Origin of the sequence: Pseudomonas sp. MS19 (assembly GCF_013277615.1) — a bacterium.
Taxonomy (GTDB): domain Bacteria; phylum Pseudomonadota; class Gammaproteobacteria; order Pseudomonadales; family Pseudomonadaceae; genus Aquipseudomonas; species Aquipseudomonas marincola.
The window spans coordinates 1-26,229 of record NZ_VBTO01000025.1 but is presented as its reverse complement, the minus strand read 5'-3'; the positions used below and the strand labels follow the sequence as shown (position 1 = coordinate 26,229).

The 26,229-nt window shown below is 57.4% G+C and carries 22 protein-coding genes and 1 pseudogene; 10 read left to right on the top strand and 13 right to left on the bottom strand.

The window, feature by feature from the left end:
- Nucleotides 1-125: 125 nt before the first annotated feature.
- The 5 genes from FEZ62_RS20265 to FEZ62_RS20245 all read left to right on the top strand — a co-directional run bounded on the left by FEZ62_RS20265 (nt 126) and on the right by FEZ62_RS20245 (nt 5,460).
- Nucleotides 126-644 (top strand): sigma-70 family RNA polymerase sigma factor, encoded by a 519-nt coding sequence (locus tag FEZ62_RS20265; protein ID WP_345940459.1) that lies wholly within the window; start codon nt 126-128, stop codon nt 642-644.
- Nucleotides 641-1,624 carry a FecR family protein gene (locus FEZ62_RS20260; RefSeq protein ID WP_172929598.1) on the top strand — a complete coding sequence of 328 codons (984 nt, stop codon included), beginning with the start codon at nt 641-643 and terminating at the stop codon, nt 1,622-1,624. The genes FEZ62_RS20265 and FEZ62_RS20260 overlap by 4 nt, the downstream gene beginning before the upstream one ends.
- A 97-nt stretch (nt 1,625-1,721) precedes the next feature.
- Complete coding sequence (locus tag FEZ62_RS20255) at nt 1,722-4,115, top strand: TonB-dependent receptor (protein WP_172929597.1); 2,394 nt, start codon at nt 1,722-1,724, stop codon at nt 4,113-4,115.
- 53 nt (nt 4,116-4,168) lie between these two features.
- A complete protein-coding gene (locus FEZ62_RS20250; protein WP_172929596.1) occupies nt 4,169-5,299 on the top strand; it encodes a PepSY domain-containing protein in 1,131 nt (376 codons plus the stop codon).
- Nucleotides 5,296-5,460, top strand: a complete 165-nt coding sequence (locus tag FEZ62_RS20245; protein WP_170827712.1) for a hypothetical protein — start codon at nt 5,296-5,298, stop codon at nt 5,458-5,460. Before FEZ62_RS20250 ends, FEZ62_RS20245 begins: the two co-directional genes overlap by 4 nt.
- A 76-nt stretch (nt 5,461-5,536) precedes the next feature.
- Here FEZ62_RS20245 and FEZ62_RS20240 read toward each other — a convergent pair whose 3' ends face one another.
- On the bottom strand, nt 5,537-7,303 hold the full coding sequence (locus FEZ62_RS20240) for a sodium:solute symporter family protein (protein ID WP_172929595.1): 1,767 nt from the start codon (nt 7,301-7,303) through the stop codon (nt 5,537-5,539).
- Nucleotides 7,304-7,313: 10 nt separating this feature from the next.
- Complete coding sequence (locus FEZ62_RS20235) at nt 7,314-7,580, bottom strand: DUF4212 domain-containing protein (RefSeq protein ID WP_069898171.1); 267 nt, start codon at nt 7,578-7,580, stop codon at nt 7,314-7,316.
- Between the two features lie 244 nt (nt 7,581-7,824).
- On the opposite strand from FEZ62_RS20235, the gene FEZ62_RS20230 reads away from it, so the two are divergent.
- Nucleotides 7,825-8,454 carry a glutathione S-transferase gene (locus FEZ62_RS20230; protein ID WP_172929594.1) on the top strand — a complete coding sequence of 210 codons (630 nt, stop codon included), beginning with the start codon at nt 7,825-7,827 and terminating at the stop codon, nt 8,452-8,454.
- Nucleotides 8,455-8,609: 155 nt separating this feature from the next.
- Here the strand turns inward: FEZ62_RS20230 and FEZ62_RS20225 are convergent, their stop codons facing one another.
- The 4 genes from FEZ62_RS20225 to FEZ62_RS20210 form a co-directional block, all read right to left on the bottom strand.
- Entirely contained in the window at nt 8,610-10,640 is a 2,031-nt protein-coding gene (locus FEZ62_RS20225; protein ID WP_172929593.1) for a methyl-accepting chemotaxis protein, read from the bottom strand.
- 124 nt (nt 10,641-10,764) lie between these two features.
- The gene (locus FEZ62_RS20220; RefSeq protein ID WP_172929592.1) at nt 10,765-11,481 is read right to left on the bottom strand and encodes a hypothetical protein; all 717 of its coding nucleotides are present in this window, start codon (nt 11,479-11,481) and stop codon (nt 10,765-10,767) included.
- A 202-nt stretch (nt 11,482-11,683) separates the two neighbouring features.
- On the bottom strand, nt 11,684-12,199 hold the full coding sequence (locus FEZ62_RS20215) for an ATP-dependent zinc protease (protein ID WP_069898175.1): 516 nt from the start codon (nt 12,197-12,199) through the stop codon (nt 11,684-11,686).
- A gap of 68 nt (nt 12,200-12,267) precedes the next feature.
- Nucleotides 12,268-13,524: an HD-GYP domain-containing protein gene (locus tag FEZ62_RS20210; RefSeq protein WP_172929591.1), complete on the bottom strand. Its 1,257-nt coding sequence runs from the start codon at nt 13,522-13,524 to the stop codon at nt 12,268-12,270.
- A gap of 163 nt (nt 13,525-13,687) precedes the next feature.
- Between FEZ62_RS20210 and FEZ62_RS20205 the strand changes: the two genes are divergently transcribed.
- Nucleotides 13,688-14,584 (top strand): acyltransferase, encoded by an 897-nt coding sequence (locus FEZ62_RS20205; protein ID WP_172929590.1) that lies wholly within the window; start codon nt 13,688-13,690, stop codon nt 14,582-14,584.
- A gap of 69 nt (nt 14,585-14,653) precedes the next feature.
- Here FEZ62_RS20205 and fdhA read toward each other — a convergent pair whose 3' ends face one another.
- The 7 genes from fdhA to glyA all read right to left on the bottom strand — a co-directional run bounded on the left by fdhA (nt 14,654) and on the right by glyA (nt 23,616).
- Nucleotides 14,654-15,853, bottom strand: a complete 1,200-nt coding sequence (fdhA, locus tag FEZ62_RS20200) for a formaldehyde dehydrogenase, glutathione-independent (RefSeq protein ID WP_069898178.1) — start codon at nt 15,851-15,853, stop codon at nt 14,654-14,656.
- 263 nt (nt 15,854-16,116) lie between these two features.
- Nucleotides 16,117-16,974: a formyltetrahydrofolate deformylase gene (purU, locus tag FEZ62_RS20195; RefSeq protein ID WP_172929589.1), complete on the bottom strand. Its 858-nt coding sequence runs from the start codon at nt 16,972-16,974 to the stop codon at nt 16,117-16,119.
- A 97-nt stretch (nt 16,975-17,071) separates the two neighbouring features.
- Nucleotides 17,072-17,701, bottom strand: coding sequence for a sarcosine oxidase subunit gamma family protein (gene soxG, locus FEZ62_RS20190; RefSeq protein WP_172929588.1), 630 nt, complete (start codon nt 17,699-17,701; stop codon nt 17,072-17,074).
- Nucleotides 17,694-20,711: a sarcosine oxidase subunit alpha gene (locus tag FEZ62_RS20185; RefSeq protein WP_172929587.1), complete on the bottom strand. Its 3,018-nt coding sequence runs from the start codon at nt 20,709-20,711 to the stop codon at nt 17,694-17,696. The genes soxG and FEZ62_RS20185 overlap by 8 nt, the downstream gene beginning before the upstream one ends.
- Nucleotides 20,708-21,034: a sarcosine oxidase subunit delta gene (locus FEZ62_RS20180; protein ID WP_172929586.1), complete on the bottom strand. Its 327-nt coding sequence runs from the start codon at nt 21,032-21,034 to the stop codon at nt 20,708-20,710. Before FEZ62_RS20180 ends, FEZ62_RS20185 begins: the two co-directional genes overlap by 4 nt.
- A 13-nt stretch (nt 21,035-21,047) precedes the next feature.
- Nucleotides 21,048-22,298 (bottom strand): sarcosine oxidase subunit beta, encoded by a 1,251-nt coding sequence (locus FEZ62_RS20175; protein ID WP_069898183.1) that lies wholly within the window; start codon nt 22,296-22,298, stop codon nt 21,048-21,050.
- 64 nt (nt 22,299-22,362) lie between these two features.
- Nucleotides 22,363-23,616, bottom strand: coding sequence for a serine hydroxymethyltransferase (gene glyA / locus FEZ62_RS20170; RefSeq protein WP_172929585.1), 1,254 nt, complete (start codon nt 23,614-23,616; stop codon nt 22,363-22,365).
- A 454-nt stretch (nt 23,617-24,070) separates the two neighbouring features.
- Between glyA and FEZ62_RS20165 the strand changes: the two genes are divergently transcribed.
- The 3 genes and pseudogenes from FEZ62_RS20165 to FEZ62_RS20155 all read left to right on the top strand — a co-directional run.
- Nucleotides 24,071-25,114 carry a low specificity L-threonine aldolase gene (locus FEZ62_RS20165; protein WP_069898185.1) on the top strand — a complete coding sequence of 348 codons (1,044 nt, stop codon included), beginning with the start codon at nt 24,071-24,073 and terminating at the stop codon, nt 25,112-25,114.
- 82 nt (nt 25,115-25,196) lie between these two features.
- Nucleotides 25,197-25,979, top strand: coding sequence for a 3-hydroxybutyrate dehydrogenase (locus tag FEZ62_RS20160; protein WP_172929584.1), 783 nt, complete (start codon nt 25,197-25,199; stop codon nt 25,977-25,979).
- Between the two features lie 90 nt (nt 25,980-26,069).
- Nucleotides 26,070-26,229: pseudogene (locus tag FEZ62_RS20155) on the top strand (IS5/IS1182 family transposase); the annotation flags it as partial.

Genomic DNA, 26,229 nt, shown 5'->3' with positions numbered 1-26,229 from the left:
ATATGTCGGCAACACACGCGAAAGTTACCGCTCATCACAGCGCAGCGTGCCAGCGATTGCACAGACAAGCACCGCTCTGCGATCATATGCGAATAATTCTCGATACACCTACCAGAGCCCCTTGCGTGACAACACCCCGACCACCCCATCATCATTTGGTAGGCACGCTCTACCTTGACCACCGAGATTGGTTGTTCGGCTGGCTGCGCAAGAGCCTGAAATGCCCGCAGCATGCCGAAGACATCAGTCAGGACACCTTTGTCCGACTCTTGGCAAAGCCCGACCTTGAGTTGCCCAAGGAGCCCCGCGCCCTGCTCACCACCATCGCCAAAGGCCTGGTGATTGATCAGCATCGGCGCAAGCGCCTGGAACAAGCCTACCTTTGTGAGCTGGCGCAGCTGCCATTGCCGCTGCAACCCAGCCCGGAAGAGCAGCAAATGGCGCTGGAAGCGCTCTTGCGAATCGACCAGCTACTCGGCAAACTCTCCGCCAAAGCGCGTGCCGCCTTCCTCTACAGTCAGGTAGACGGCCTCAAGCATCAGCAAATCGCCGATCTGCTCGGCGTGTCGGTATCACGTGTTCGCCAATACCTGGCGCAGGGATTACGCCAATGTTATGTCGCCCGCTATGGAATGCCTGAATGACGAGGGTTAGCCGCACTGCACTTGAGCAGGCCATTGACTGGCATCTTGAGTTCTCTTCTGGCGAGCTGGATATTGCCCAGCGCAGCGCCTTCGAAGTCTGGCGCCAGGCCGATCCCGAGCACGAAGAAGCGTGGGTGCGTTTGCATCAGATTGAGCAAGACATCAACCGCGACAGCACGCCACTGGTACGCGCAACCTTGCTAGAAGGGCATGTGAAGGCCCAGACAAAGTCCAAAACGATCACCGTTTCAGCGCTTGGTTTAACCCTTGCCGTGACGCTTGGCCTGAGCGTGCTCAACCAGCAGCGCCCGTTAACCGACTATATGGCAGACGAAATCACCCAAAGCGGTGAGCATCGCCAGCTGCAATTGGCTGATCAGTCGACCCTGACTCTCAACAGCCGCACCGCAGTCGACATCAAGTTCACGGCAAAGGAACGGCGCCTGGTGTTACTGAACGGTGAAATTCTGATCGAAACGGCTCACGGCGATCAGCGACCGTTTATTGTCGAAACAGCGCAAGGCCGCCTGCATGCGCTGGGCACCCGGTTTTTGGTCAGCGAGCACGCCAATACCACCCGCCTGACGGTACTCAAGTCCGCCGTCGAAGTTACCCCGACCGCAGTGCCCGACAACACCATCATTGAAGAGGGCCAACAGGTCGTCATTAACGCCAAGGGCATCAGTTCGTCTACACCAGCTCCCTTGGCTGCGGATGCGTGGAGTCACGGCATGCTGCTGGCAGACAACCTGCGTCTGAGCGATTTGCTCGACACGCTTGGCGAATACCGTTCGGGCTTTCTCAGCGTCGACCCGAGCATTGCCAACTTGCGTATTAGCGGCAGTTTTCCGCTGTTCAATACCGATCTGGCACTGGCCGCCTTGCCTCCAAGCCTGCCGGTGCAGATTGAACAGCACAGCAAATGGTGGGTAAAAGTCGTTCCTGCAGCCCCGCTGCCGGCCACGCAAACCCGCCCCTAAAAAAATTTGAAAAAAATGCGCAGCAGCCCTGTCACTTTTTGATTTTGCTTCGGTAACAAAGGTAATGATTATGATTATCCTTTGGGAGTAATTCACAATGCTGCGCCCTCCTCTGCAAAAGCGTCACCTGTTGGCGGCTGCTTTCGCCCTCAATGGTTTCAGTTCTCTGGCCATAGCCGAAAACTATCAATTGCCTGCCGCGCCTCTGGGCAGCACGCTGAACAGCATTGCTGCACAAGCGGGCATTGCCTTGAGTGTTGATCCGGCGCTCACCGCCAACAAGATGTCGCGCCCGGTACAGGGCGAGTTCAGTGCTACCGCCGCGTTGGACGCCGCCCTGCAAGGCAGCGGCCTGCAATTGCAGCGCAGCAGTGCGGGCAGCTACAGCGTAATTCCGGCAGCAACCGATGCCGCTGCACTGCCTGATGTCACCGTGACCGGCAGCCAACTCACCGCCGGCAGCGAAGCCGATGGTTATCGCAATGACGCCGTGCAGAACGTCGGCGCGCTGGGCGGCCTGCCGCTCAAGGACACGCCTTACTCGGTCAATGTGATCAGCAATGATCTGCTGGAGAATATCCAGGCCACCTCACTTGATGATGTGTTCAAGATCAACCCATCAACGCAATTGCGCTCGCCAACCACGGCAGGCTATGCCAGTTCGGTGAGCATGCGCGGCTTCAGCGACGCCGGTAACCTGAGCATCGCTAACGATGGCCTGCGTTTCAGCAATGGCTACGACGGCGGCAATTACATCGAAGAAATGCAGCAGGTAGAGATTCTCAGCGGTCTCAGCGGCTTTCTTTATGGCCCGGCCAACCCCGGCGGTCTGGTCAACTATGTGCTGAAGCGCCCGACATATCAGCGCTATAACAGCGTGACGCTGGGCAACGCTGGCGGCGAAAACTACTACGTGCACGGCGACTTCGGCGGCACGATCGATGAAGCCGGCGTGTTCGCCTACCGCCTGAACGTGCTTGGACAGGACGGTGAAACCGCCATCGAGATGCAGAAAGACCGTCGCGAGATGATTTCCCTCGCGCTGGACTGGAATGTCAGTGACGACCTGCTGGTCCAGTTCGATGCGTCGCACAAGAAAAGTGAAACACGCGGCCTGACCAGCTACTGGTATTTTGCCGATCAAGGCCTGCGTCCGGATGCCGACAAACTGGATAACGACGAGTTGTATAGCCAGCGTTGGGCGTTCTCCGACAGCGAGCACGACCGCGTAGGCAGCCGTTTCAACTGGCGTCTGGATGACACCTTCACCCTGCGCGGCGCATTGGGTTACAGCCAGTACGAAAACGAATACACCTACACCGGACCGGAAATTAACAGTGCCGGTGTCTACACGCAGCCGCTGTATGCATTCGCCCCGGTCGAAACCGAGGAAACCTCAGGCTTCCTGTTCCTCGACTCGGTGTTCAACACTGCCACCACCGGCCACAAGCTGACTGTCGGTTATCAGGGCAACGTCGCGCGCGTGCGCAACTACGAAGATCACGTTCCGTTTCCGGGGCCGCAATATCAATCAGTCACGCCTGAGCTGCCGCTGACTGAACACCCGCAGGTAGACAAACCCAACTACAGCATTGGCAACGGCGACCAGCGCCTCGCCAGCCGTAGCAAAAGCGACAACTTCCTGATCGGCGACATCATTACCTTCAACGATCAGTGGTCGACCATTGTCGGCCTGACCCGCACCACCATCGAGACTTACAGCAACGACTTCGTCTGGGCCAACGCATTTGGTTACGGCGAAACCGCGACCACTTATAAAGAAAGCGAAACCTCGCCGAACTTCTCGCTGGTCTACAAGCCGTTGCCCTGGCTGACCACCTACGCCAGCTATATCGAAGGCCTTCAGGAAGGCGGTATTGCTCCAAGCACTGCGCTCAATGCTGGCCAGGCACTCGGTCCGGAAGTCAGTGAGCAGTATGAGCTGGGGGTTAAAGCCACCGTTGGCGAAGTCTTGCTCACCGCTGCGCTGTTTAATATCGAGAAGCCCAACAGCTACACCAACTCGGCGCGCATCTTCAGCCAGGACGGCCGTCAGGAGAACACCGGTCTGGAGCTGAGCGTTACCGGCAAACCACTGCCGCAGTGGACAGTTGTCGGTGGTCTTACCGTGCTCGACGCCGAAGTTAAAGAGTCGAACAATGCCGTCAACGAAGGCCAGACTCCGGTCAACGTCGCCAGCCAATTCGCCAAGATGTACAACGAATATGAGCTGAGTGCATTGCCAGGCGTCGCACTCACTGGTGGGATTTACTACACCGGCAAAATGTACACCGACGAGGCCAACAACCACAGCCTGCCATCGGTCACTACATTTGATGCCGGCATGCGCTACCGCACTGCCTTCTCAAGCGACAACGACCTGACCCTGCGCGCCAATGTCAGCAACCTGGCCAACAAGGAATACTGGCTCAACAGCTCGTACCTGGGCGCCCCTCGCACCGTGACCTTCTCGGCTCAGCTCGAATTCTGAGTTGAGTGGCGACCTGCTGCCAGCGGGTCGCCTCCTCCAATGGACTCCCCGTTATGCGCAGTCGCACTATTAAACGCTGGTCACAGGTTCACACCTGGACCAGCCTGATCTGCACCGTATTTTTACTGCTGCTGGCCCTGACCGGCTTGCCGCTGATCTTCCATCACGAACTTGAACACGTGCTCGGCGAAGCACCCGAGTTGCGCGAAATGCCGGCGGATACGCCGCATCTGAGCCTGCAACAGCTGGTGGAAGCAGCCGAACGCGAACGCCCTCACGAAGTCGTGCAATACATCGGTTACGACGACGAAGACAGCAATGGCGTGGTGTTCATCATGGCCGCCACGGCGGGCACCGAACCCAACTCTTCACACACCTTTATGCTCGACGCACGCACAGGCGAAGCCATAGAAATGCCGGCCGCCAACGGTGGCGTGCTGATGTTTATTCTGCGTTTGCATGTGGATATGTTTGCCGGTTTGCCGGGTAAATTGCTGCTGGCCTTTATGGGCCTGCTGTTTGTGATCGCCTGCGTATCCGGTGCGGTGCTCTACTCACCCTTTATGCGCCGGCTCGATTTTGCCACCGTACGCCGCGATAAATCCTCGCGCACGCGCTGGCTCGACCTGCACAACCTGATCGGCATCGTCACGCTAACTTGGGCAATTGTGGTCGGAACCACAGGAGTCATCAGTGCCTGCGCCGATATTCTGATCAGCGCATGGCGTAATGATGCCCTGAGCGCGCTGGTTGAGCCCTATCGCAATGCGCCGCCGCTGACCGAACGCGCTTCCGCCAATAACTTGCTGGCCATCGCCAAACAAGCCACGCCTGGCATGCAGCCCGACTTCATTGCATTTCCCGGCACGCGCTTTTCCAGCGAGCACCATTACGGCGTGTTTATGAAAGGCTCCACGCACCTCACGTCGCACCTGTTGACCACGATTCTGATCGACGCCCGCACGCTCGAAGTCACCGCTGTCGCCCAGCGTCCCTGGTACATGGATGCGCTGTCCTTGTCGTCACCGTTGCATTTCGGCGACTACGGCGGCCGCCCCATGCAAATCCTCTGGGCTGTGCTCGACGTGCTGACCATTATTGTCCTGCTCAGCGGGCTGTATCTGTGGTGGGTAAAACGCTATGGCTCAGCAGCGCGAGCCAACGCCGTCGAGGTGCGCGCATGAACTGGCGTCAATCTACATTTGCCTTGCCACTTATTATCGGCCTGCTCAGTGCGGTAGGTTTGATCAGCGCATTACTGGGTGACGGCCTGTGGGATACCGTCGCCTGGGTCGGTCTGGGAATCCCGGCGTTACTGGGCTGCTGGCCGCTGTTGAAGCGTTAAAGCACTACGCCCGCGACTAACCGCCAGAAACGACAACGCCCCGATTATCGGGGCGTTGTGCTTACTGCATTACAACTTAGTGATCGATTGCAGCACCGGCACCACGAGGAACACGGATGTCTTCGATCAGGTGCTGGATACGCTCTGGTGGAGCGCTGGTGACGGAGGCCACCGCAACCGCTACAACGAAGTTGAAGATCATGCCCAGGGTACCAATGCCTTCTGGCGAGATACCGAACCACCAGTCAGCAGGACCGGCAGTTGGGTTGATGAACTTGTAGTAAACGATGTAGCTGAAGGTGAACGCGAGACCGACAACCATACCGGCGATAGCGCCTTCCTTGTTCATCTTCTTGGAGAAAATCCCCATGACGATGGCCGGGAAGAACGATGCCGCAGCAAGGCCGAAGGCGAATGCCACCACTTGCGCCACGAACGCTGGCGGGTAAATCCCGAACAGACCAGCAACCACAACCGCCACACCTGCAGCGATACGCGCGGCCAGCAGTTCCTTCTTCTCGCTGATGTTCGGCATCAGATTGCTCTTCAGCAAGTCGTGCGAGATAGAGGTCGAGATAACCAGCAACAAACCAGCAGCGGTAGACAGCGCAGCTGCCAGACCACCCGCCGCAATCAGAGCAATTACCCAGCCCGGCAGATCAGCAATTTCCGGGTTGGCCAATACCATGATGTCGCGGTCTACGTAGAGCTCAGTCGCAGCATCGGTCGGCGCGTTGGTGACTTGACGCTCACCATGAGCACCGGCTTCAGCCGAGAAGGTTGGAGCACCCGCGAATGGAGCGCCAGGGCCGTACTGGATCTTGCCGTCGCCGTTCTTGTCGAGCCAGGCAATCAGACCGGATTTCTCCCAGTTTTTCACCCACTGCGGCGCATTGACGTATTCAACACCTGGAATGCTGGTCAGCAGGTTGGTACGCGCAAACGCAGCAACAGCCGGAGCGGTGGTGTACAGAATCGCGATGAACAGCAGTGCATAACCGGCAGACAGACGCGCTGCACGCACGGTTGGGGTGGTGAAGAAGCGCACAATTACGTGTGGCAGACCGGCAGTACCAACCATCAGCGCCATGGTGATGAAGAACACGTCGATAGTCGACTTGCTGCCATCGGTGTAAACGCCAAAGCCCAGCTCAGTGCCCAGACCATTCAGGCGCTCAAGCACCGATTGGCCAGTGCCGATAACTTCGCTACCAAAGCCCAGCTGCGGAATCGGGTTACCGGTGATCAGCATCGAGATGTAGATCGCAGGCACCATGTAGGCGAAGATCATCACGCAATATTGCGCAACCTGAGTGTAGGTAATGCCCTTCATACCGCCGAGTACGGAGTAGAAGAACACGATGCACATGCCGATGATTACACCGGTGTTGATGTCGACTTCAAGGTAACGCGAGAAGACGATACCAACGCCGCGCATCTGGCCGGCAACGTAGGTGAACGAGATGAAGATCACGCAGATAACCGCCACCACGCGAGCTGTCTGCGAGTAGTAACGCTCGCCGATGAACTCCGGTACGGTGAATTTACCGAACTTGCGCAGGTACGGGGCCAGGCACATGGCCAACAGTACATAGCCGCCGGTCCAGCCCATCAGGTACACGCTACCGTCGAAGCCGGTGAACGAGATAATCCCCGCCATCGAGATGAACGAGGCAGCCGACATCCAGTCTGCACCGGTGGCCATACCATTGAGGATTGGGTGAACGCCTTTACTGGCAACGTAGTATTCGCTGGTAGACCCGGCACGGGTCCAGATCGCGATGCCGATGTACAGCGCAAAAGTTGCGCCGACAAACAGATAGATCAGAGTTTGGGTATCCATTCTCGGCGCCTTATTCTTCGTGGACGTCGTGCTTGCGGTCGTACTGATTCATCTTCCAGACATAGAAGAAAATCATCGCCACAAATACGTAGATAGACCCTTGCTGGGCAAACCAGAATCCCAGAGGGAAGCCGAAGAACTGGATGGCGTTGAGTTCATGCACGAACAGAACACCACAGCCGAATGACACCACGAACCAGACCACCAGCAGCCACAACATCAGCCGCAGGTTATCTTTCCAATAGGCTTTGGCAGCCTCTTCCTTAGACCCAGACATGTGAGGTTCTCCTCAATTGTTTTTGTTGTTTTGACAGTCAAAACTTAGCAGTACCCACAGCGAGCGCTAGTGAGACTTTGGTCGAGTGCCGCCCCGGCGCAGCGCAGGCCTCACGGTTTATGGGGCATGCAGAGGCACAAGCAGCCAAGGTAGGCGTAGACTCTCGACCAAGGTCGTATACGGCGCCGCTCGATTTATCTTCAAGAAACGTGATGCAACGCTCAAAAAATATGGAGTTGAACAAATGCCCAGCAACAACATGACTCTGTTTTACTCGCCCGCATCGCCCTTCGTGCGCAAGATCATGGTGCTGTTGCACGAAACAGGGCAGCTGCAGAAAGTGGATTTACACAACGTGCAGCTGAGCCCGGTCGCCCCGAACAGCGACGTTGTCGCGCGCAATCCCTCAGGCAAAATTCCGGCGCTGCAACTCGCTAACGGCGACACCCTGCATGACAGCCGGGTGATTCTCGACTACCTCGATCACCAGCACATCGGCGAGCCGGTTATTCCACGCAACGGCCCGCAGCGCTGGCAACGACTGACGCTGGCATCGCTGGCAGACGCCATACTTGATGCGGCGGTTTTGATCCGGTACGAGACTGCCCTGCGCCCGGAAGAACTGCTCTGGCCGCAATGGCTCGAAGGCCAGCAAGCAAAAATTGAACGCGCGCTGGGCGAGTTCGAAGCACAAGCCGATACAGGCGCACTGAACACATTTGATATCGCCACGATCAGCCTTGCCTGCGCGCTCGGCTATTTGGATTTCCGCCAACCGCAACTGGCATGGCGTGAGCGTTTCCCCAAACTCGCAAGCTGGTACAGCGAGGTCAGCCAGCGTGACTCCCTAAGCAAGTCCCAGCCGCCAGCGTAAGCAGAGGCCAAGCTATCGAATACTGAGCGCCTCGCGCGGATTGGAGGCGCAGGCCAGTAGCCCACAAATGAGCCGGCACGGTAACCAACGCCGTGCCGGCTTAAAGCTTGCTCAAACAATCTGCTCAAACCAAGGTTGGCAAGTTCGCTGGCGGGTTAGCCGAGGCGGAAGCGGCCGGTATTTTGCGACAAGCCCTGACTGCCCAAGCGCAATTGCTCCGAGGCCTGATTGACCGCCTGCGCGCCGTCGAGCAAGGCACTGGCCGCCTGATCGACCTGCTGGATGTTGCCGCTGACTTCATCGGCGGTTGCGGCCTGCTCCTCAGCTGCCGTGGCAATTTGCGCCAGGCGATCGCTGACCCGCTGAACCGACTCGACGATCCCATTGAGGTCATCACTCATGGCCAGCACACTGCTGACATCGCCCTCGGCCTGAGCCACGGCCTGATCCATCATGTCCACCGACTCGCCAACCACTTTGTGTAAATCCGCAACCGTCTGAGCGATCTCTTGCGTGGAGTTCTGAGTGCGCTGCGACAGGTTGCGCACCTCATCAGCGACCACCGCAAAGCCGCGACCCTGATCGCCAGCCCGCGCCGCTTCAATTGCAGCGTTGAGGGCGAGCAAATTGGTTTGCTCGGCAATGCCGCGAATCACATCCACCACGCGGGTGATCTGCTCGGTTTGCTGCTGCAATTGCTTCAGGGTCGCCGAGCTTTCACCCAGGCGCGAGCTGAGTTGGCGCATGCTTGCACTGGTTCGCTCGCTGCGCTGATTACTCTGGTTGGCCACTTCGCGGGTTTGCTCTGCTTCAACTGCGGCCTCCTCGCAGCTTTGCGCAACACTCTGCGCGGTAGCCGCCATCTGGGTTGCCGCAGCGGCAATCTGGCTCATTTGACCTTGCTGTTGCTCAACCGCCTGCAAGGCCGTTTGAGACTCCTGATTAAGCAGTTTTACGGTTCCCCCAATGCCCTGGGTTTCATCATTAACCCCTTGCAGCGAGCCGCGCAATTGTCCGATTGCGGTGTTCAGCGCAGATGAAATTTGCGCCAGCTCGTCCTCGCCATAAGTTTGCATGTGCACGCGCATATCGCCGTCGCGCAGGCCTTGCGCCGCCTCAATAATCTCGCGCGCACCACGACGAATCGACCAATTCAGGCACGCCAGCACATAAAGCGCGGCCAGTGTGAGCAGGGCAAAAATCAGCGCCACGTTGAACATCCTGATTTGCGCGGCGCTGCGATAGGCTCCCTGACTCTGCTCGGACTGTTCAAACTGCGCCTGCTGCAGGTCTTGCAGCAGTTGTTCCAGCGCATCGATACGCTGAATGAATTGCGCAGGCGTCAATGTCATCGGATTGGCATCGAACATGTCGCGGTCAATTTCCTTGAGGAACACCTGCAAACCCTGCTCGACATTACTGAACGGCGTTTGCAATGTATTCATCGACTCCGGGGCAATTTGCGCGAGCGAATTTCGCGCCTTGAGCAGTTGCGCGTTCGACTCATCGAGGCTGCTGCGCAAATCGCGAATGCCTACCCGACTTTGCAACGTGAAGTGCTCGGACACCACAGCGCCATAACCACGGCTGGCAAAACTGGAGAGATTTTCCAACAGCCGCGGCAGGGTAAACGTCAGCTGTTCCATCATCAGATAGGTGTCCAGATGCGGATCGAGAATCAGCCCGCTGTCGGTAGCAATCTGCTCACGCAAAGCGGTTAATTGCTGCAAGGTTTTCTGATATTGCACCAACGCATCGGGCAGCGAGATACCTGACAACGTAGCCACAGAAATCCCCTTTCGGTCCGCCTGCAAACTGCTCAGCAACTCGCGCGCCTGCTTCGACAGCGCAGCACTGTTCAGTTGCTCACTGGCATTCTTGAGGCTTTCATCGAGCTGAGCCTCGCGGCTGCTCAATAAGGCCTGCGCCGGGGTGTCCGTACCTTTCCAGCGTGCTAAAAGCGTGCGCTGAGCCAGCACTTCACGCTGCACCTTGGCCAGCGCATTGATGTCATGCAGGCCATTGATCTGCCGGTCCATCAGTTGCTGCCCTGCCCGGTACTCGTCCCAGAGCGTCCATGAGGCGTAGGCCAGCGGCAGAATGAACAGCACGGCTAATAATTGAAACTTCCGGGCAAAGCTAAATCGTTCGAGCAGGTTCACACCCGGCTTGAGTACTGCGGTCATGGGGATACCTCAAAACACTTTAATGCATGTTTTAACGCATGCGCGGCATAGGTTAGGTTCTAACAAAAGCTACGCGGCCACCTGCTGACCCGCACTGATCAGCGCGGATAAAGCCCGCTAGGATTTATATCGGCAGGAAAGCCATGCGCAATATGCTGTGCGTCGCATAATTTATTCCGCGCTGGGTACGCTCGGAGGTGATGATTGCCATCATGTCCTGATAAGCGATGATCTTGCCGAAAAGACGCTCATAACTGAGGTTATAAGGTGGTTTGTCAAAACCGTTGGTGAACAGAAGGCGAGCACCCTTGGCATCCAGCCGGTGCTTGAGCCGCCACACCAGAATTTCGACATTACGCGCGCTGTTGTAAAGCGCCTGTTGGTCGAGCGTGTCGAAAAGGTAGAAGTCGTCTTTATAGTCGTAGGAACGGCTGAGCATGCCGCGCAGCCCGGCCATCACCGCATACACGCGGTCGCCTGGGAAATTGGGATCAAGCGCCAGATCCATCGCCCTGAGTTCATCGACACCGAGGTAGGAGGTCTGACGATTTAGCGGCGTGCTCCAGAGCAGTTTTTGCCGTGAAAGAATCGTCGCGTTCGGGGTTTTATGCAGCTCATCCGGATTACGCTCATAGAGCTTACCCATTAATACTGTGAGCCGCTGATCGACAGTCTTCCAATGCAGGTCATGCACCATGTCGATGTCGGTCTTGGCGACTTTATGCAGTGAGACTTCCTGATTGGTGCATGCGAGCAAGCCACCTGCCACAGCACTCAAAATAGCCAGTCGGAGCCAGCAGATGATTCGCAGGCAATCTGCCTGCCCGGACTCAACCCCCATTAGTCCAGCCGTGAATACGCCACCCCAATTGCATGCACAGCATCCTTGTATGCCAAAACATCAATCTGAGCCTAGCAATAATCCGGCACCCGTGCAGGCGAGCAGTTCACTCACGGCGTGCATAAATGCCGTGGATACAATCGGGGCGCGGTCATCAGACAGCGCCCCGAATAGATCAAGCCAATCGAATGCTCCGCTCAACTCAGCACTCTGGGCGCTCGGCGGTATAGCGCTGCGCAGGATTCACCGCGGCGCCGAGCTTGCGCATAGCGGCCGCACCAATCAGCAGCGGATAATCGAAGTGACTGCGATCCGCCAGATTGACCTCAATGGTGCGCGACTCGTTGCCCACGCAAATTTCCATATCAATCACCGGCCGCTCAGCCATGGTCGGGCTGCTGTTGGGTTCATCACCTTCTTCTGCACGGTTCTTGATCAGCGCGACGCGCGTCAGCGGTTGCTCGAAAAGGGTTGGATCAGCATCTTTTGTTGCCAGACGAAAACGCACCCAATCATCGCCATCGCGCTTGAAGCGCTCGATGTCCTTGGCCGAGAGCGATGATGTCATCGCGCCGGTATCCATTTTGGCTTTAAAGGTCTGGCCAACCTGAGGCACAGCAACATACTCGTAACGGCCGTACAAAGTTGGGTCACTGGCTGGCTCGTTCGCCATCACTGGCAGTGCAACTAACGCGATCAATGCAATTAAACTTCTCAAACCAAGTACTCCTCCTTAAATTCACGGTTTCGGACTCGTCTCGATTCGATTGGTTCAGCTTTTTTGCCTCAGACAGGAGTGGCAGGAAGATCCAACCAGAGTGCTTCAAGGTTGCGAAAGCCCCATTTCTCGGGGGCTTCACGGCTAATAATTTTATCGCGCGCCGGGGTCTCAGCCAGATCAATGGTTTGCTGGATAATCGGCATCCGGGTTTCCGCTGAGTAGAAAACCTTGACCTTGGGCGCCAGCAGCGAACCCTCGCCCTGCTCCAGCACCACGCCAAGACGACCACTCTGCAAACGCACCAGCGAGCCGATCGGATAAATCCCCACCGCTTTGACGAAGGCGTGGAACATCATCTCGTCGAAGTGACCTTTCCAGCTGGCCATGCGGCTGATTGAGGTAGCCGGGTCCCATGCCTTTTTGTAGGCACGATTAGAGGTGACGGCGTCATACACATCGCAGATTGCGCCCATCCGCGCCATTACACTGATCTGCTCACCTTGTAACCCGTGTGGATAACCCGTGCCGTCGTATTTCTCGTGGTGATGCATGCAAACATCCAGCGCCAGCGCACTGATCTGCTTGTTCTCCAACAGTATCTGGCCGCCCAGAATCGGGTGCGCTTTAACGGCCTCAAACTCTTCTTCGGAAAGTTTTCCCGGTTTGTTGAGGACGTTTTGCGCGACCGCCATTTTGCCGATGTCGTGAAGCAATCCGGCAAGCCCGGCTTCGCGAATCTGATCCAGCTCAAAATTCAGCTGACGCGCCAACGCGACCATCAGCGCACACACGGCAACGGAGTGCATGTAGGTGTATTCGTCAGCATTTTTCAGCCGCGCCAAACTGATAATGGCGCCGGGATGGCGAATAACCGAGGCGGTAATTTCCTTGACCAGGTTATCGGCCTGCTCCGCTTGCAGGGCGCGGCCCATCCGCACATCGGCGAACATGTCGATAACCGCCTGCTTGGAACGCTCACAGATCAGGGCGGCACGCCTGATCTCGTCGGAGAACGGCGCCGGGCTGTAGTCTTCGTTGTCTTGCGTAGCCGGTGCTGCTTCTGCCTCGGTCTTGGCTACAGGCGCCAGTGCAACTGGTTCGGGTTGTTGCAGCGGCGTTTCGACAGGTGCAGCGGCACAGTCGAGTCCCTTGCTGATATCAATCAGCAATTCCTCAACTTTACTGGCGTAGATACGTTGCAGATCCTTGTCGGATTCCAGTAAGAAACTTTTCTTCCAGAACGGATGGTCAACCCAACTGCCACAGAAGGCCTGGATGTACATACCGACACGCACGTCCGCTACCGATATGCGCTTCAACATAATTGCCTGTTCTCGAAACAGCGTTTTTTGTAGACCACTTTATACAGACTGAAGCGGAGCAATGCCCAACGGCTCGTCCGACAATTAACCGATAGTTCAGCATAACTTGGACGAAGCCAATCGTCTGCTTAATATGCACAGGTCCCGCACTTGAGGAGCCATCATGCGCCGACTACTGACCGGCCTGACCGTCACCCTGCTGTTACTGCTGAACACCTTGATTCTGATTGGCCCGTTGCTGTTGATCGCCATGGGCAAGTTTCTCCTGCCCGGCACAGCGCTGAAAGCTGCATGCTCGCGCGGTGTGATGTGGGTTGCAGAAACATGGGCGGAGATCAACAAAATCATATTCGCCTGCATTCTGCCGACCCAATGGGATATCCGTTGCCCGGTTGAGCTGCGCAAAACCACCTCGTATCTGGTCATCAGTAACCATCAGTCGTGGGTCGACATTCCGGCGTTGATTCAGGCGTTCAACCGCAAGACGCCCTACTTCAAGTTCTTCCTCAAGCAGCAACTCATCTGGATTCCCTTTCTCGGGCTGGCCTTCTGGGCGCTCGACTATCCGTTCATGCGGCGTTACTCCAAGGCTTATCTGGAAAAACACCCGGAGCGCAAAGGCGAAGACCTGGCCATTACCCGCCGTGCCTGCGAGAAGTTCAAAGACCTGCCGGTGACCATCGTCAATTATCTGGAAGGCACGCGCTGCACCCGCGCCAAACAGATTCAGCAGCAGTCGCCCTATAAATACCTGCTCAAGCCCAAAGCCGGCGGCATGGCCTTTGTACTCGCCGCACTGGGTGAGCAACTGGATGCGGTGCTGGATGTGACCGTGGTTTACCCGGGCGATAAAGTGCCGGGCTTCTGGGCGTTGATCAGCGGCCAGGTGCCACGGGTGATTGTCGATATTCAGACTTATCCACTGGATCCGGCCTTGTGGCAGGGCGACTACCAGAACGACGAGCAATTTCGCCAATGGATGCAGGAGTGGGTGTCACAACTGTGGCGCGATAAGGATGCGCGGATTCACGTGATTCGTGATGGGCTGCAACCGCGCTAAAAAAAGCAAAGCTCACACGCAGTGTGCACGGGTGAGCTTTGCAAAAGCTACGTTCGCTTACGGGTTGAATCAGCCAGCGCTGAACATGCGATGCGGATCAATCACGAATTTCTTCGGCACACCGGCATCGAATTCGCCATAACCCTGTGGCGCCTGATCGAGGCTGATTACTTGCACGCCCACCACTTCGGCGATGTTAATGCGGTCCCACATAATTGCCTGCATCAGTTGGCGGTTGTACTTCATCACCGGCGTTTGCCCGGTGTGGAAACTGTGCGACTTGGCCCAGCCCAGACCGAAGCGAATGCTCAAGCTGCCAATTTTGGCCGCGGCGTCCACCGCACCCGGATCTTCGGTGACATACAGGCCGGGAATACCAATTTTACCGGCAACCCGAACAACCCCCATCAGCGAGTTGAGTACCGTTGCCGGTGCCTCCTGCTGCGCGCCGGCATGGCCGTGACCACGCGCTTCGAAGCCAACCGCATCGACTGCGCAATCCACTTCCGGCTCACCGAGCAGGTCGGCAATTTGCTCGTGCAACGGGGTGTCTTTGGACAAGTCGGCAATCTCGAAACCCTGCGCCTTGGCGTGAGCCAACCGCACCGGATTCACATCACCAACAATCACCACCGCAGCACCCAGCAAACGCGCAGACGCCGCAGCCGCCAGGCCCACAGGCCCCGCACCGGCAACATAGACCGTACTGCCGGGGCCAACGCCTGCGGTAACAGCACCGTGATAGCCCGTCGGCAGAATGTCTGAAAGACAGGTCAGATCGCGGATTTTCTCCATCGCCTTGTCGCGATCCGGAAGTTTCAGCAGGTTGAAGTCGGCGTAAGGCACCAGCACGTAATTCGCCTGACCACCGGTCCAGTCGCCCATGTCGACATAGCCGTATGCGCCACCCGCACGCGCCGGATTCACCGTTAAACAAACACCGGTGTGTTGCTCTTTACAGCTGCGGCAACGGCCACACGCGACGTTGAACGGCACAGACACCAGATCGCCAATTTTCAAATGCTCAACATCGCGCCCTTTCTCGATCACCTCACCGGTAATCTCGTGGCCCAACACCAGACCGACCTGCGCCGTAGTGCGGCCGCGCACCATGTGCTGGTCGGAGCCGCAAATGTTGGTGGATACCACTTTGAGGATGACCCCGTGCTCGATCTTCTTGCCGCGCGGGTCCTGCATTTTCGGGTAATCGATATTCTGCACCTCGACCTTGCCAGCACCGAGATACACCACACCACGATTATCAGACATCGCTTGCTCTCCTTGTTGTTGTCGGAACAAAGGCGCAGCCGGCGGCCACGCAGCCTTGCACTGGAGCATTTACGGAACGTCTAAAAAACTACCGGCCAGAGATTGCGCATCTAAGGGCTTGGCGCCTGTCGCTGGCTTTTCAGAGGCTCCTTTAAGGTGATGAAGCATTCACAAAGAGGTCAGGTAACGACGCAGCGTGCCATCACATGAACCTCTGGGCAGTGTGAAACCTGCTTATGCAGGGCCATACAGTGCCAGCCGCGTTAAAGCACGACTGTGCGGTTTTGATTAAGAAAAACACGGCGCTCAAGGTGATAACCAATCGCCTTGGCCAACGTCAGGCATTCAATATCACGGCCTTTGGCAACCAAATCTTCGGGATAATGCGCGTGATCAACGGTCTCAACGCCTTGCGCAATGATCGGGCCTTCGTCGAGGTCGTTGTTGATGTAATGCGCGGTCGCACCGACCAACTTCACCCCCTTCTGATACGCCTGATGATAAGGCTTGGCGCCCTTGAAGCCGGGCAGCAGCGAGTGATGAATATTGATCGCCCAGCCATCGAGCTTGCGGCATAACTCCGGCGACAGCACCTGCATATAGCGCGCAAGCACCACCAACTCAGCACCGGTTTGCTCGATAACCTCCAGCACTTTGCGCTCTTGCGCAGGTTTATCGTTGGGGTCCAGCGGGAAGTGGTAATACGGAATCTCATGCCAGCGTGCCAGCGGTTCCAAATCTGGGTGATTGGAAATCACCGCCACCACATCCATCGACAAATGGCCAATGCGCTGACGATAGAGCAAGTCATTCAGGCAGTGATCCGATTTGGACACCATCAGCACAACCTTGGCCCGATACGCGGGCGGAGTCAGCTCGGTTTGCATCTCGAAGGCGGCACTGCGTTGCGCCAAATCAGCACGAAACGCCTGCTCGTCAAAACCATCGGGCTGGCGAAACTCGATGCGAATAAAAAACCGCGACGACAACCGGTCATCGAACGAATGGTGTTCGGTGACATAACAACCTTGCTCAAACAAGAACCGTGTCAGCGCGTCCACCGTGCCGAGCACACTCGGGCACTGCGCTGTCAAAATCCATGTATCCGGGGTTCGGCTCATTACACTCTCCCTGCGCTAAACAGCACTCCCTGCAAGGCACACACCCGGTTAGGGCGGCCCTGCAAGGGCGTATTACTCACAGCATCAATACAACTGATTATTCGACGATACTCAGACCGTACTCAGCGCTGGCATCTTGCAGCCAAAGCCAGAAGTAGTCAGAGAAGCTGCGGCGAATGACCAACTCCCAGGTATCTTCAGCGCTGTGACGAATCACCAACTGCGCTTTGGCGAAGTGTGTAGCCACGGCTTTACCCACGGGGAAGTTGCCCGGATGGACGTCGTACGAAGTCGACTTCATCAACACTTCGCGCACGTTCTTGCCGCGAAGCTCCAGCAAGGTTTGGCCGCCGCTGACATTGATGATCGAGATGTGTTGCCCCGCCAACGCCTCACGCAGTTTCTGCTCGGCGGCGAACTCTTCACCGCTCGGCACAATCAGCAGCCACTCATCCGGAGACAGCCATTGCAAGGACGCCCCGCCGTGGCTGACCACGCTCAGCGCACCCGGCAACTCTATACCCAGAGCACTGTGCACGGCCTCGGCAAAAGCCGGATCTTTGCCATCGCCACGCAGGGTGAGATGGCCCAGCAGTTTTTTCTCAGTCAGCGTTACACCGGCATCGGTCGGCCCTTTGCCGACCAACTCATGCAGGCTGGCGTGAAACAGCGGCGACTCGGCCTTGGCATCTGCCGGGCGCTGTTGGTAGACATTGACGTTAGACATTCTGGCGTTCCCCTTTCGGGTCATAAAATACGGAGCTGACAATTTCGGCTTCAATCACGCTGCCATCGACCAGGGGCGCAAACACCCGCTCGCCAATGCGTTGCAAACCGCCTTTAACCATCGCCATTGCAAACGAGTAGCCCAACGCAGCACTCATGTAGCTGGAGGTGACGTGGCCGACCATGGTCATCGGTATCGCCTGCTTCGGGTCAAAGACCAGCTGCGCACCTTCCGGCAATACCTGCTGAGGATTAACCGGCTTTAACCCCACCAGTTGTTTACGCTGCTCGCGCACGCAATCCTGGCGATTCATACCGCGCAAACCGATCCATGAAAACGGCTTGTTGCGGCCCACACACCAGCTCATGTTGAGGTCGTCCGGCGTAACCGAACCATCGGTATCCTGGCCAACAATGATGAAGCCTTTCTCGGCCCGCAAAACGTGCATGGTTTCAGTGCCGTAAGGCGTCAGACCGTGCTTTTTGCCTGCTTCGATAATCTTCTGCCAAACGCCCATGGCGTAATCCGCCTGCACGTTGACCTCGTAGCTCAACTCGCCAGTGAAGGAGATCCGGAAAACCCGCGCCGGTACACCACCGGCTTCGCCTTCTTTCCACGCCATGAAAGGGAACGCGTCTTTATCGAGGTCGATATCCGTGACTTCCGCCAGCAGCTTGCGGCTGTTCGGGCCGGACAGCGTCATGGTCGCCCAGTGATCGGTCACTGAGGTGAAATACACTTTCAGATCCGGCCATTCGGTCTGGTGATAAAGCTCCAGCCAGTCGAGAACCCGCGCCGCGCCACCGGTGGTGGTGGTCATCAGGAAGTGGTTGTCTGCCAGACACGCCGTTACACCGTCGTCGAAGACCATGCCGTCTTCTTTGCACATCAAACCGTAACGGGCTTTGCCGACATCCAGTTTGGTCCACGCGTTGGTGTACACACGATTGAGAAACTCACGGGCATCAGGGCCCTGAATATCGATCTTGCCCAGCGTCGAGGCGTCCAGAATGCCCACTGCATTGCGCACCGCCAGGCATTCACGTGCGACAGCCGCGTGCAGGTCTTCGCCATTTTTCGGGAAATACCACGGCCGCTTCCACTGGCCGACATCTTCAAACTCAGCGCCGTTTGCAACGTGCCACGCATGCATCGCGGTGTAACGCTTTGGCTCAAACAACGCACCGCAATGGCGGCCAGCAACCGCGCCGAATGTAACCGGCGTGTAGTTGGGCCGGAACATGGTGGTGCCCATTTGCTCGATGCTGATGCCCAGTGAGCGTGCAGCAATCGCCAGGCCATTGATATTGCCGAGCTTGCCTTGATCGGTACCAAAGCCGAGCGCGGTGTAGCGCTTAACGTGTTCAACCGACTCAAAGCCTTCACGGGTTGCCAGCTCGATACCGGCGGCGGTGACGTCGTTCTGGAAGTCGACAAACTGCTTGGGTGCACGCGCGGTCGATTTATCGTGCGGCACTTGGAACAGCGCAAGCGTCGCTTCCTCGTTGAGTTGCTCAACGCTTGGCAGCGTGCCAACAGCGGCGTCAAAGCCGACTTCGGCAGCAGCCATCACACCCGCTTCAAAACCATCTGCCAGCGTGTCGCCCAATGCAAAAACGCCTTTTACCGCCCCGGCGCACACACGCTTTTGCAAGCCTTCGCCCGGCACAAATGCCAGCAAGTCGGCCTGCCATGTTGGTCGCCCACCCAGATGCGATGCCAGATGAACCACTGGGCTGTAGCCCCCGGAGCTGACGATCAAATCGCAATCAAGAACTTCACCCGGGCTGGTGACTTTATGCTTGGCCACATCGATCGCACAGATCCGCGCCGCATCAACACGCTTGCTGCCGCGCGCTTCAACCACGGCGCTGCCGGTTAAAATCCGCACACCGCGTGCGCGCGCCTGCTCAACCCAAGTGCCACGCGGGTTAGACCGCGCATCTGCCACGGCAACCACTTGCTGGCCAGCATCGAGCCAGTCCAGCACCACGCGGTAGGCGTAATCGTTGTTGGTTGAAAGCGCCAGCTTGCGACCGGGCAGCACCGCGTAACGGCGCACATAGGTCGACACAGCGCCCGCTAGCATATTGCCAGGCACATCGTTGTTGGCGTACACCAGCGGGCGCTCATGCGCACCGGTTGCCAGCACCACACGCTTGGCACGTACCCGGTGCATGCGCTGACGCACCATGCCCATCGGCGCGACTTCACCAATGTGATCGGTCATGCGCTGATGAATCGTCAAGAAGTTATGGTCGTGATAGCCATTTACTGTCGCGCGCAGCAACAAGGTGACTTCTGGCATGCCTTGCAGCTCAGCCAGCGCCTCGGCTGCCCACTCGGCTGCAGGCTTGCCGTCGAGCAGTTCACGCGTGTCGAGCAAGCTGCCGCCAAATTCTTCCTGCTCGTCCGCCAGAATCACCCGCGCGCCACTGCGCCCCGCCGCCAGTGCAGCAGCCAAACCCGCAGGCCCCGCGCCTACCACCAACACATCACAATGCTGATTGAGGTAGTCGTAACTGTCGGGGTCAACTTCTGTCGGCGCGCGGCCCAGCCCTGCAGCTTTACGAATGTACTTCTCGTAGGTCAGCCACAGGTTCTGCGGATACATGAAGGTTTTGTAGTAAAAACCGGGGGGCATCATCTTGCCGCCGACCTTACCGAGAATTCCCATCATGTCGGTATTAACGCTTGGCCAGCCGTTGGTGCTGGTCGCCACCAAACCGGAGTAAAGCGCTTGCTGAGTCGCTCGCACGTTAGGGATTTGCGCCTCTTCGGTCGAACCGATTTGCAGGATGGCGTTTGGCTCTTCGCTGCCCGCCGCAACAATTCCGCGAGGCCGGGAATACTTGAAACTACGCCCGACAATATCCACGCCATTGGCCAGTAACGCAGCGGCCAGTGAGTCACCGGCGAAGCCTTGATACGACTGGCCATTGAAGCTGAAATTCAAAGGCTGGCTGCGGTCAATCCGGCCGCCATTGGTTAGACGATTAACTTGGCTCATGCCGTGACTCCTTGAGCGCTCGCTTTAGCGGCAGCAACGCTGGTCTCGGTAACGCTGGGCTTCTCACCGATCTTGTAAGTTTCATAAATCTCGTACGTCACGGTGTGTCGCGTGGCGTTGAAAAACTTACGGCAACCGCCTGAGTGCACCCACAATTCGTGATGAATGCCGCGCGGGTTATCGCGGAAGAAGATGTAGTCGCCCCACTCTTCATCACTGCACTCGGCTGGATTTTCCGGCCGCACAATGTGCGCCTGGCCGTGTGCGTGAAACTCTTCTTCAGAGCGCGTTTCACCGCAGTGAGGGCAATAAATATTAAGCATGGTCTGAGCCCTCTTAGTGAGCCACGGCAGCAGCGCCGTGCTCGTCGATCAGTGCGCCGGTATGGAAACGATCCATCGCAAACGGTTTTGCCAGTGGGTGCATTTCACCTTTGGCCAAACTAGCGGCAAACACGTGGCCCGAGCCCGGCGTGGCCTTGAAACCACCCGTGCCCCAACCACAGTTGAAGAACAGATTTGGGACTGGGGTTTTCGAGATAATCGGGCAGGCGTCCGGGCTGGTATCCACAATACCGCCCCACTGACGGTTCATGCGTACGCGTGACAACACCGGGAACATCTCGACGATGGCTTGCAGCGTGTGCTCGATTGTCGGATACGAGCCACGCTGACCGTAGCCGTTCCAACCGTCGATACCGGCGCCAATTACCAGGTCGCCTTTGTCCGACTGGCTGATGTAACCGTGCACGGCGTTGGACATGATGACGCTGTCGATCACCGGTTTGATCGGCTCAGACACCAACGCTTGCAGCGGGTGTGACTCCAGCGGCAAACGGAAGCCCGCCAACTTGGCCATGTGCCCGGAGTTACCCGCAGTAACCACGCCGACACGCTTGCCACCGATAAAGCCGCGATTGGTTTCAACGCCAATCACCACGCCGTTTTCCTTACGGAAACCAGTCACTTCGGTCTGCTGCAACAAATCCACGCCCAAGGCATCCGCCGCGCGCGCATAGCCCCAGGCCACGGCGTCGTGACGCGCCACACCACCACGGCGCTGCACAGTCGAGCCCATGATCGGATAGCGGGTGTTTTTGCTGCAATCCAGATACGGAATCTCTTCAGCGACCTGACGCGCATCGAGCAATTCGCCATCCACGCCATTGAGGCGGTTGGCACTGACGCGACGCTCAGAGTCACGCATGTCTTGCAGCGTATGGCACAGGTTATAAACGCCGCGCTGCGAAAACATCACGTTGTAGTTGAGGTCTTGCGAGAGCCCTTCCCACAGTTTCATCGCATGCTCATAGAGCTGCGCCGACTCGTCCCACAGGTAGTTGGAACGCACAATCGTGGTATTACGCGCCGTATTACCGCCGCCTAACCAGCCCTTCTCAACCACTGCGACGTTCTTCACGCCAAACACTTTGGCGAGGTAGTAAGCGGTTGCCAAGCCATGACCGCCGCCGCCGACGATGATCACGTCGTAGACCGGCTTAGGGGTCGGGTTGCGCCACATGCGCTGCCAGTTCTCATGATGACTGAAGGCATGTTTGAACAGGCCAAAGCCAGAATATCGTTGCATGTGATGCTCCTAAATTTGCAGCCGAGACGATTCAGGCGGCCGACTCAGCGGCCGCCTCCAACCATCAGCGGTAAACGGGGTAATCCGCGCACAGCCCAGCAGCCAGTCCCGCGATTTGCGCTTCAACATCGGCATCGCCGAGGTTCTGTAACAACTCACAAATCCAGCCCGCCAACTCAATGCACTGAGGTTCTTTGAAGCCGCGCGTGGTCACCGCTGGCGTACCAATGCGCAGGCCAGAGGTCACAAACGGCGATTGCGGATCGTTCGGCACCGCATTCTTGTTAACCGTGATACCCGCACGGCCCAGCGCCGCATCAGCGTCTTTGCCGGTAATGCCTTGCTTGATCAGGCTGAGCAAAAACAGGTGGTTGTCGGTGCCGCCGGACACCACATCAAAACCGTTATCAATAAACACCTTGGCCATCGCCTGAGCGTTTTTGATCACCTGCTGCTGATACTCAACAAAGCTCGGCTCCAGCGCCTCTTTAAAGCACACCGCCTTACCGGCAATTACGTGCATCAGTGGCCCGCCCTGAGCGCCAGGGAAGACTGCCGAGTTGAGCTTTTTCTCAATCTCTTCGTTGGCCTTGGCCAGAATCAAACCGCCGCGAGGGCCGCGCAGGGTTTTGTGAGTCGTGGTGGTGACCACATCGGCGTATGGCAACGGATTCGGGTACAGACCCGCCGCCACCAGACCCGCCACGTGCGCCATGTCGACAAACAGGTAAGCACCAACCTTGTCGGCAATTTCACGGAAACGCGGGAAGTCGAGGGTTTTCGAGTAAGCCGAGAAGCCCGCCACAATCATCTTTGGCTTGTGCTCCAGCGCCAACCGCTCGACTTCGTCGTAATCAATCAGGCCGGTGCTGGTATCAATGCCGTATTGCACCGCGTTGTACAGCTTGCCGGATGAGCTGACTTTAGCGCCATGGGTCAGGTGGCCACCGTGCGCCAGGCTCATGCCCAGAATGGTGTCGCCCGCTTGCAGCAGCGCCAGATACACCGCCGAGTTGGCAGACGAGCCCGAGTGTGGCTGCACGTTGGCGTAGTCGGCGCCGAACAGCTGCTTGGCGCGATCAATCGCCAATTGTTCAACCTTGTCGACGTGCTCACAACCGCCGTAATAGCGCTTGCCCGGATAGCCTTCCGCGTACTTGTTAGTAAGCCCGCTGCCTTGAGCTTCCATCACCCGCTTGCTGGTGTAGTTCTCCGAGGCGATCAGCTCGATATGATGCTCCTGACGCTGCTCTTCTTGATTCATTGCACTGAGCAACTCGTCGTCGTAACCCTGTATTTGGTCATTTTTGCTGAACATCACTGATCTCCTGCGGTGCAGCCTATTGTTAGATGCGGCGAGTTGCCGTTTGCAGCGATGGTATGACTCGGCTCTGCCCGCGAGATGCCTATGTACGTCATGGGTAACTTCGTTTACGACATGCTCATGTCGTAAATCAGCCTAAGTGGCGCGTCTGCTGAGGTGGCGGCTGCGCCGCATGTCTGAAAACACCAACGCACTGCGCAGGCGACGTTGTTTTGCAAAGCCACTCAGCAAAATCCTGCTCGGCTATCAGCACTGCAAAAGCCATCAACCCATTGCGATATCTGGCGGTAACGCAGGTATTCAGGGAATCCATTAAAATCTGACTTAACAGTCATTCATCGCCAACAGGGCAATCAAACATGTTCTGCAGGCGCCAACCTCGCGTAAAATCAGCGCACCCGCCGGCCCTCACGAGGGGCGCATAGGCAACGGCTTGAAGGACCCCCGCATGACCGATAAAACGCAACAGTTCGCCAGCGACAACTATTCCGGCATCTGCCCTGAAGCATGGGCAGCAATGGCCGAGGCCAACCACGGCCACGAGCGCGCTTACGGCGACGACCACTGGACGGCACTCGCCTCCGACCACTTCCGCAAATTGTTCGAAACCGACTGCGAAGTGTTTTTTGCCTTTAACGGCACCGCCGCCAACTCATTAGCACTGGCCGCGCTTTGCCAGAGTTACCACAGCGTGATCTGCTCGGAGACGGCCCACGTTGAGACCGACGAGTGTGGCGCGCCGGAGTTTTTCTCCAACGGCTCGAAACTGCTGGTGGCCAGCAGCGAAAACGGCAAGATGACGCCCGAGTCGATCCGCGAAGTGGCGCTCAAGCGTCAGGATATTCACTACCCCAAGCCGCGCGTTGTTACGCTGACTCAAGCCACCGAAGTCGGCACCGTGTACACCCCGGATGAAGTGCGCGCCATCAGCGAAACCTGCCGCGATCTGGGGCTGAACTTGCACATGGACGGCGCGCGCTTCTCCAATGCCTGCGCGTTTCTTGGCTGCACACCGGCTGAGCTGACGTGGAAAGCCGGCGTCGATGTGCTGTGCTTTGGCGGCACCAAAAACGGCATGGCCGTGGGTGAAGCCATCCTGTTCTTCAACAAAGACCTGGCCGAAGATTTCGACTACCGCTGCAAACAAGCCGGCCAATTGGCGTCGAAGATGCGCTACTTATCGGCGCCCTGGGTCGGCATCCTGCAAGACGGCGCGTGGCTGCACTACGCTCAACACGCCAACCGCTGCGCACGCCTGCTGGCCGAACTGGTCAGCGATGTGCCGGGCGTCAGCCTGATGTTTCCCGTGCAAGCCAACGGCGTGTTCTTGCAGATGCCCGAGCCGGCACTGCAAACCTTGCGCGACAAAGGCTGGCGCTTCTACACCTTTATTGGTGCGGGCGGCGCACGCTTCATGTGTTCATGGGACATCGAAGAACAGCGCGTACGCGAACTGGCCAGCGATATTCGCGCGGTCGTTGCGAGCGCTTAAACCCTCGTCTGTTTGCCAACCCACTCAGGCCGCTGCTGCCCAGGCTAGCGGCCTCTCGCGCCAATAAAGCAGGAGGCACACCGTGCAATTATCCGGCAAAGTTGCTTTTATCACCGGCGCCGCCAGCGGCATCGGCAAACAAATCGCTGAACTGTTTGCCGCCGAAGGCGCCAGCGTGGTCATCGCCGACCTTAATCTGCACGCCGCCCAACAAGCCGCCGCGCAAATCACAGCCAGCGGCGCGCAGGCGTTGGCGATTGAAGTCGACGTGACCGACGAAGACCAGGTAAACGCTGGCGTTGAGGAGGCGGTTAAAGCCTTCGGCGGCATTGATATTCTGGTCAGCAATGCGGGGATACAGATCATTCAGCCGGTACAAGACCTGAGTTACGCCGACTGGAAAAAGATGCTCGCCATCCACCTGGACGGTGCCTTCTTAACCACCAAAGCGTGCCTCAAACACATGTACGCACAGGGCCGTGGCGGCAGCATTATCTACATGGGCTCGGTGCACTCCAAAGAAGCCTCAAAACTCAAAGCGCCTTACGTAACCGCCAAACATGGCTTACTCGGCCTTGCCAAAACAGTCGCCAAAGAAGGCGGCTCCGCTGGTATTCACGCCAACGTGATCTGCCCCGGCTTCGTCCGCACGCCACTGGTCGATAAACAGATTCCCGAGCAAGCCAAGGAGCTGGGCATTAGCGAAGAAGACGTCATCCAAAAGGTCATGCTCAAAGACACCGTAGACGGCGAATTCACCAGCACCGAAGACGTAGCCCGCGTCGCGCTAATGTTTGCCGCCTTCCCGAGTAATGCACTCACCGGGCAATCGTTGATGGTGAGTCATGGTTGGGGGATGGAGTGAAGGGGGGGGCTGTTATCGGCCCAGAGTGTGTAAAAACGTCCCGGTAAACCCTTGCTATGATTTCCGAGAATCTCATCGCAAGGGACGCCCATGAAACGGTTTATCCAGGGTGAACACCGAGGTCAAAGCACCTTACTTCCCGAAAGCCTCGACGACTATGTCAGCGATACCAATCCGGTTCGGGTGGTTGACGTTTTCGTCGATGAACTTGACTTGGCCAAGCTAGGTTTTGATGGCGTCATTCCAGCCG

What these genes read in the sequence shown, in the direction of transcription:
- FEZ62_RS20260 (WP_172929598.1), top strand. Translation starts at nt 641, where the DNA reads ATGACGAGGGTTAGCCGCACTGCACTTGAGCAGGCCATTGACTGGCAT.
- FEZ62_RS20255 (WP_172929597.1), top strand. Translation starts at nt 1,722, where the DNA reads ATGCTGCGCCCTCCTCTGCAAAAGCGTCACCTGTTGGCGGCTGCTTTC.
- FEZ62_RS20250 (WP_172929596.1), top strand. Translation starts at nt 4,169, where the DNA reads ATGCGCAGTCGCACTATTAAACGCTGGTCACAGGTTCACACCTGGACC.
- FEZ62_RS20245 (WP_170827712.1), top strand. Translation starts at nt 5,296, where the DNA reads ATGAACTGGCGTCAATCTACATTTGCCTTGCCACTTATTATCGGCCTG.
- FEZ62_RS20240 (WP_172929595.1), bottom strand. Translation starts at nt 7,303, where the DNA reads ATGGATACCCAAACTCTGATCTATCTGTTTGTCGGCGCAACTTTTGCG.
- FEZ62_RS20235 (WP_069898171.1), bottom strand. Translation starts at nt 7,580, where the DNA reads ATGTCTGGGTCTAAGGAAGAGGCTGCCAAAGCCTATTGGAAAGATAAC.
- FEZ62_RS20230 (WP_172929594.1), top strand. Translation starts at nt 7,825, where the DNA reads ATGCCCAGCAACAACATGACTCTGTTTTACTCGCCCGCATCGCCCTTC.
- FEZ62_RS20225 (WP_172929593.1), bottom strand. Translation starts at nt 10,640, where the DNA reads ATGACCGCAGTACTCAAGCCGGGTGTGAACCTGCTCGAACGATTTAGC.
- FEZ62_RS20220 (WP_172929592.1), bottom strand. Translation starts at nt 11,481, where the DNA reads ATGGGGGTTGAGTCCGGGCAGGCAGATTGCCTGCGAATCATCTGCTGG.
- FEZ62_RS20210 (WP_172929591.1), bottom strand. Translation starts at nt 13,524, where the DNA reads ATGTTGAAGCGCATATCGGTAGCGGACGTGCGTGTCGGTATGTACATC.
- FEZ62_RS20205 (WP_172929590.1), top strand. Translation starts at nt 13,688, where the DNA reads ATGCGCCGACTACTGACCGGCCTGACCGTCACCCTGCTGTTACTGCTG.
- fdhA (WP_069898178.1), bottom strand. Translation starts at nt 15,853, where the DNA reads ATGTCTGATAATCGTGGTGTGGTGTATCTCGGTGCTGGCAAGGTCGAG.
- purU (WP_172929589.1), bottom strand. Translation starts at nt 16,974, where the DNA reads ATGAGCCGAACCCCGGATACATGGATTTTGACAGCGCAGTGCCCGAGT.
- soxG (WP_172929588.1), bottom strand. Translation starts at nt 17,701, where the DNA reads ATGTCTAACGTCAATGTCTACCAACAGCGCCCGGCAGATGCCAAGGCC.
- FEZ62_RS20185 (WP_172929587.1), bottom strand. Translation starts at nt 20,711, where the DNA reads ATGAGCCAAGTTAATCGTCTAACCAATGGCGGCCGGATTGACCGCAGC.
- FEZ62_RS20180 (WP_172929586.1), bottom strand. Translation starts at nt 21,034, where the DNA reads ATGCTTAATATTTATTGCCCTCACTGCGGTGAAACGCGCTCTGAAGAA.
- FEZ62_RS20175 (WP_069898183.1), bottom strand. Translation starts at nt 22,298, where the DNA reads ATGCAACGATATTCTGGCTTTGGCCTGTTCAAACATGCCTTCAGTCAT.
- glyA (WP_172929585.1), bottom strand. Translation starts at nt 23,616, where the DNA reads ATGTTCAGCAAAAATGACCAAATACAGGGTTACGACGACGAGTTGCTC.
- FEZ62_RS20165 (WP_069898185.1), top strand. Translation starts at nt 24,071, where the DNA reads ATGACCGATAAAACGCAACAGTTCGCCAGCGACAACTATTCCGGCATC.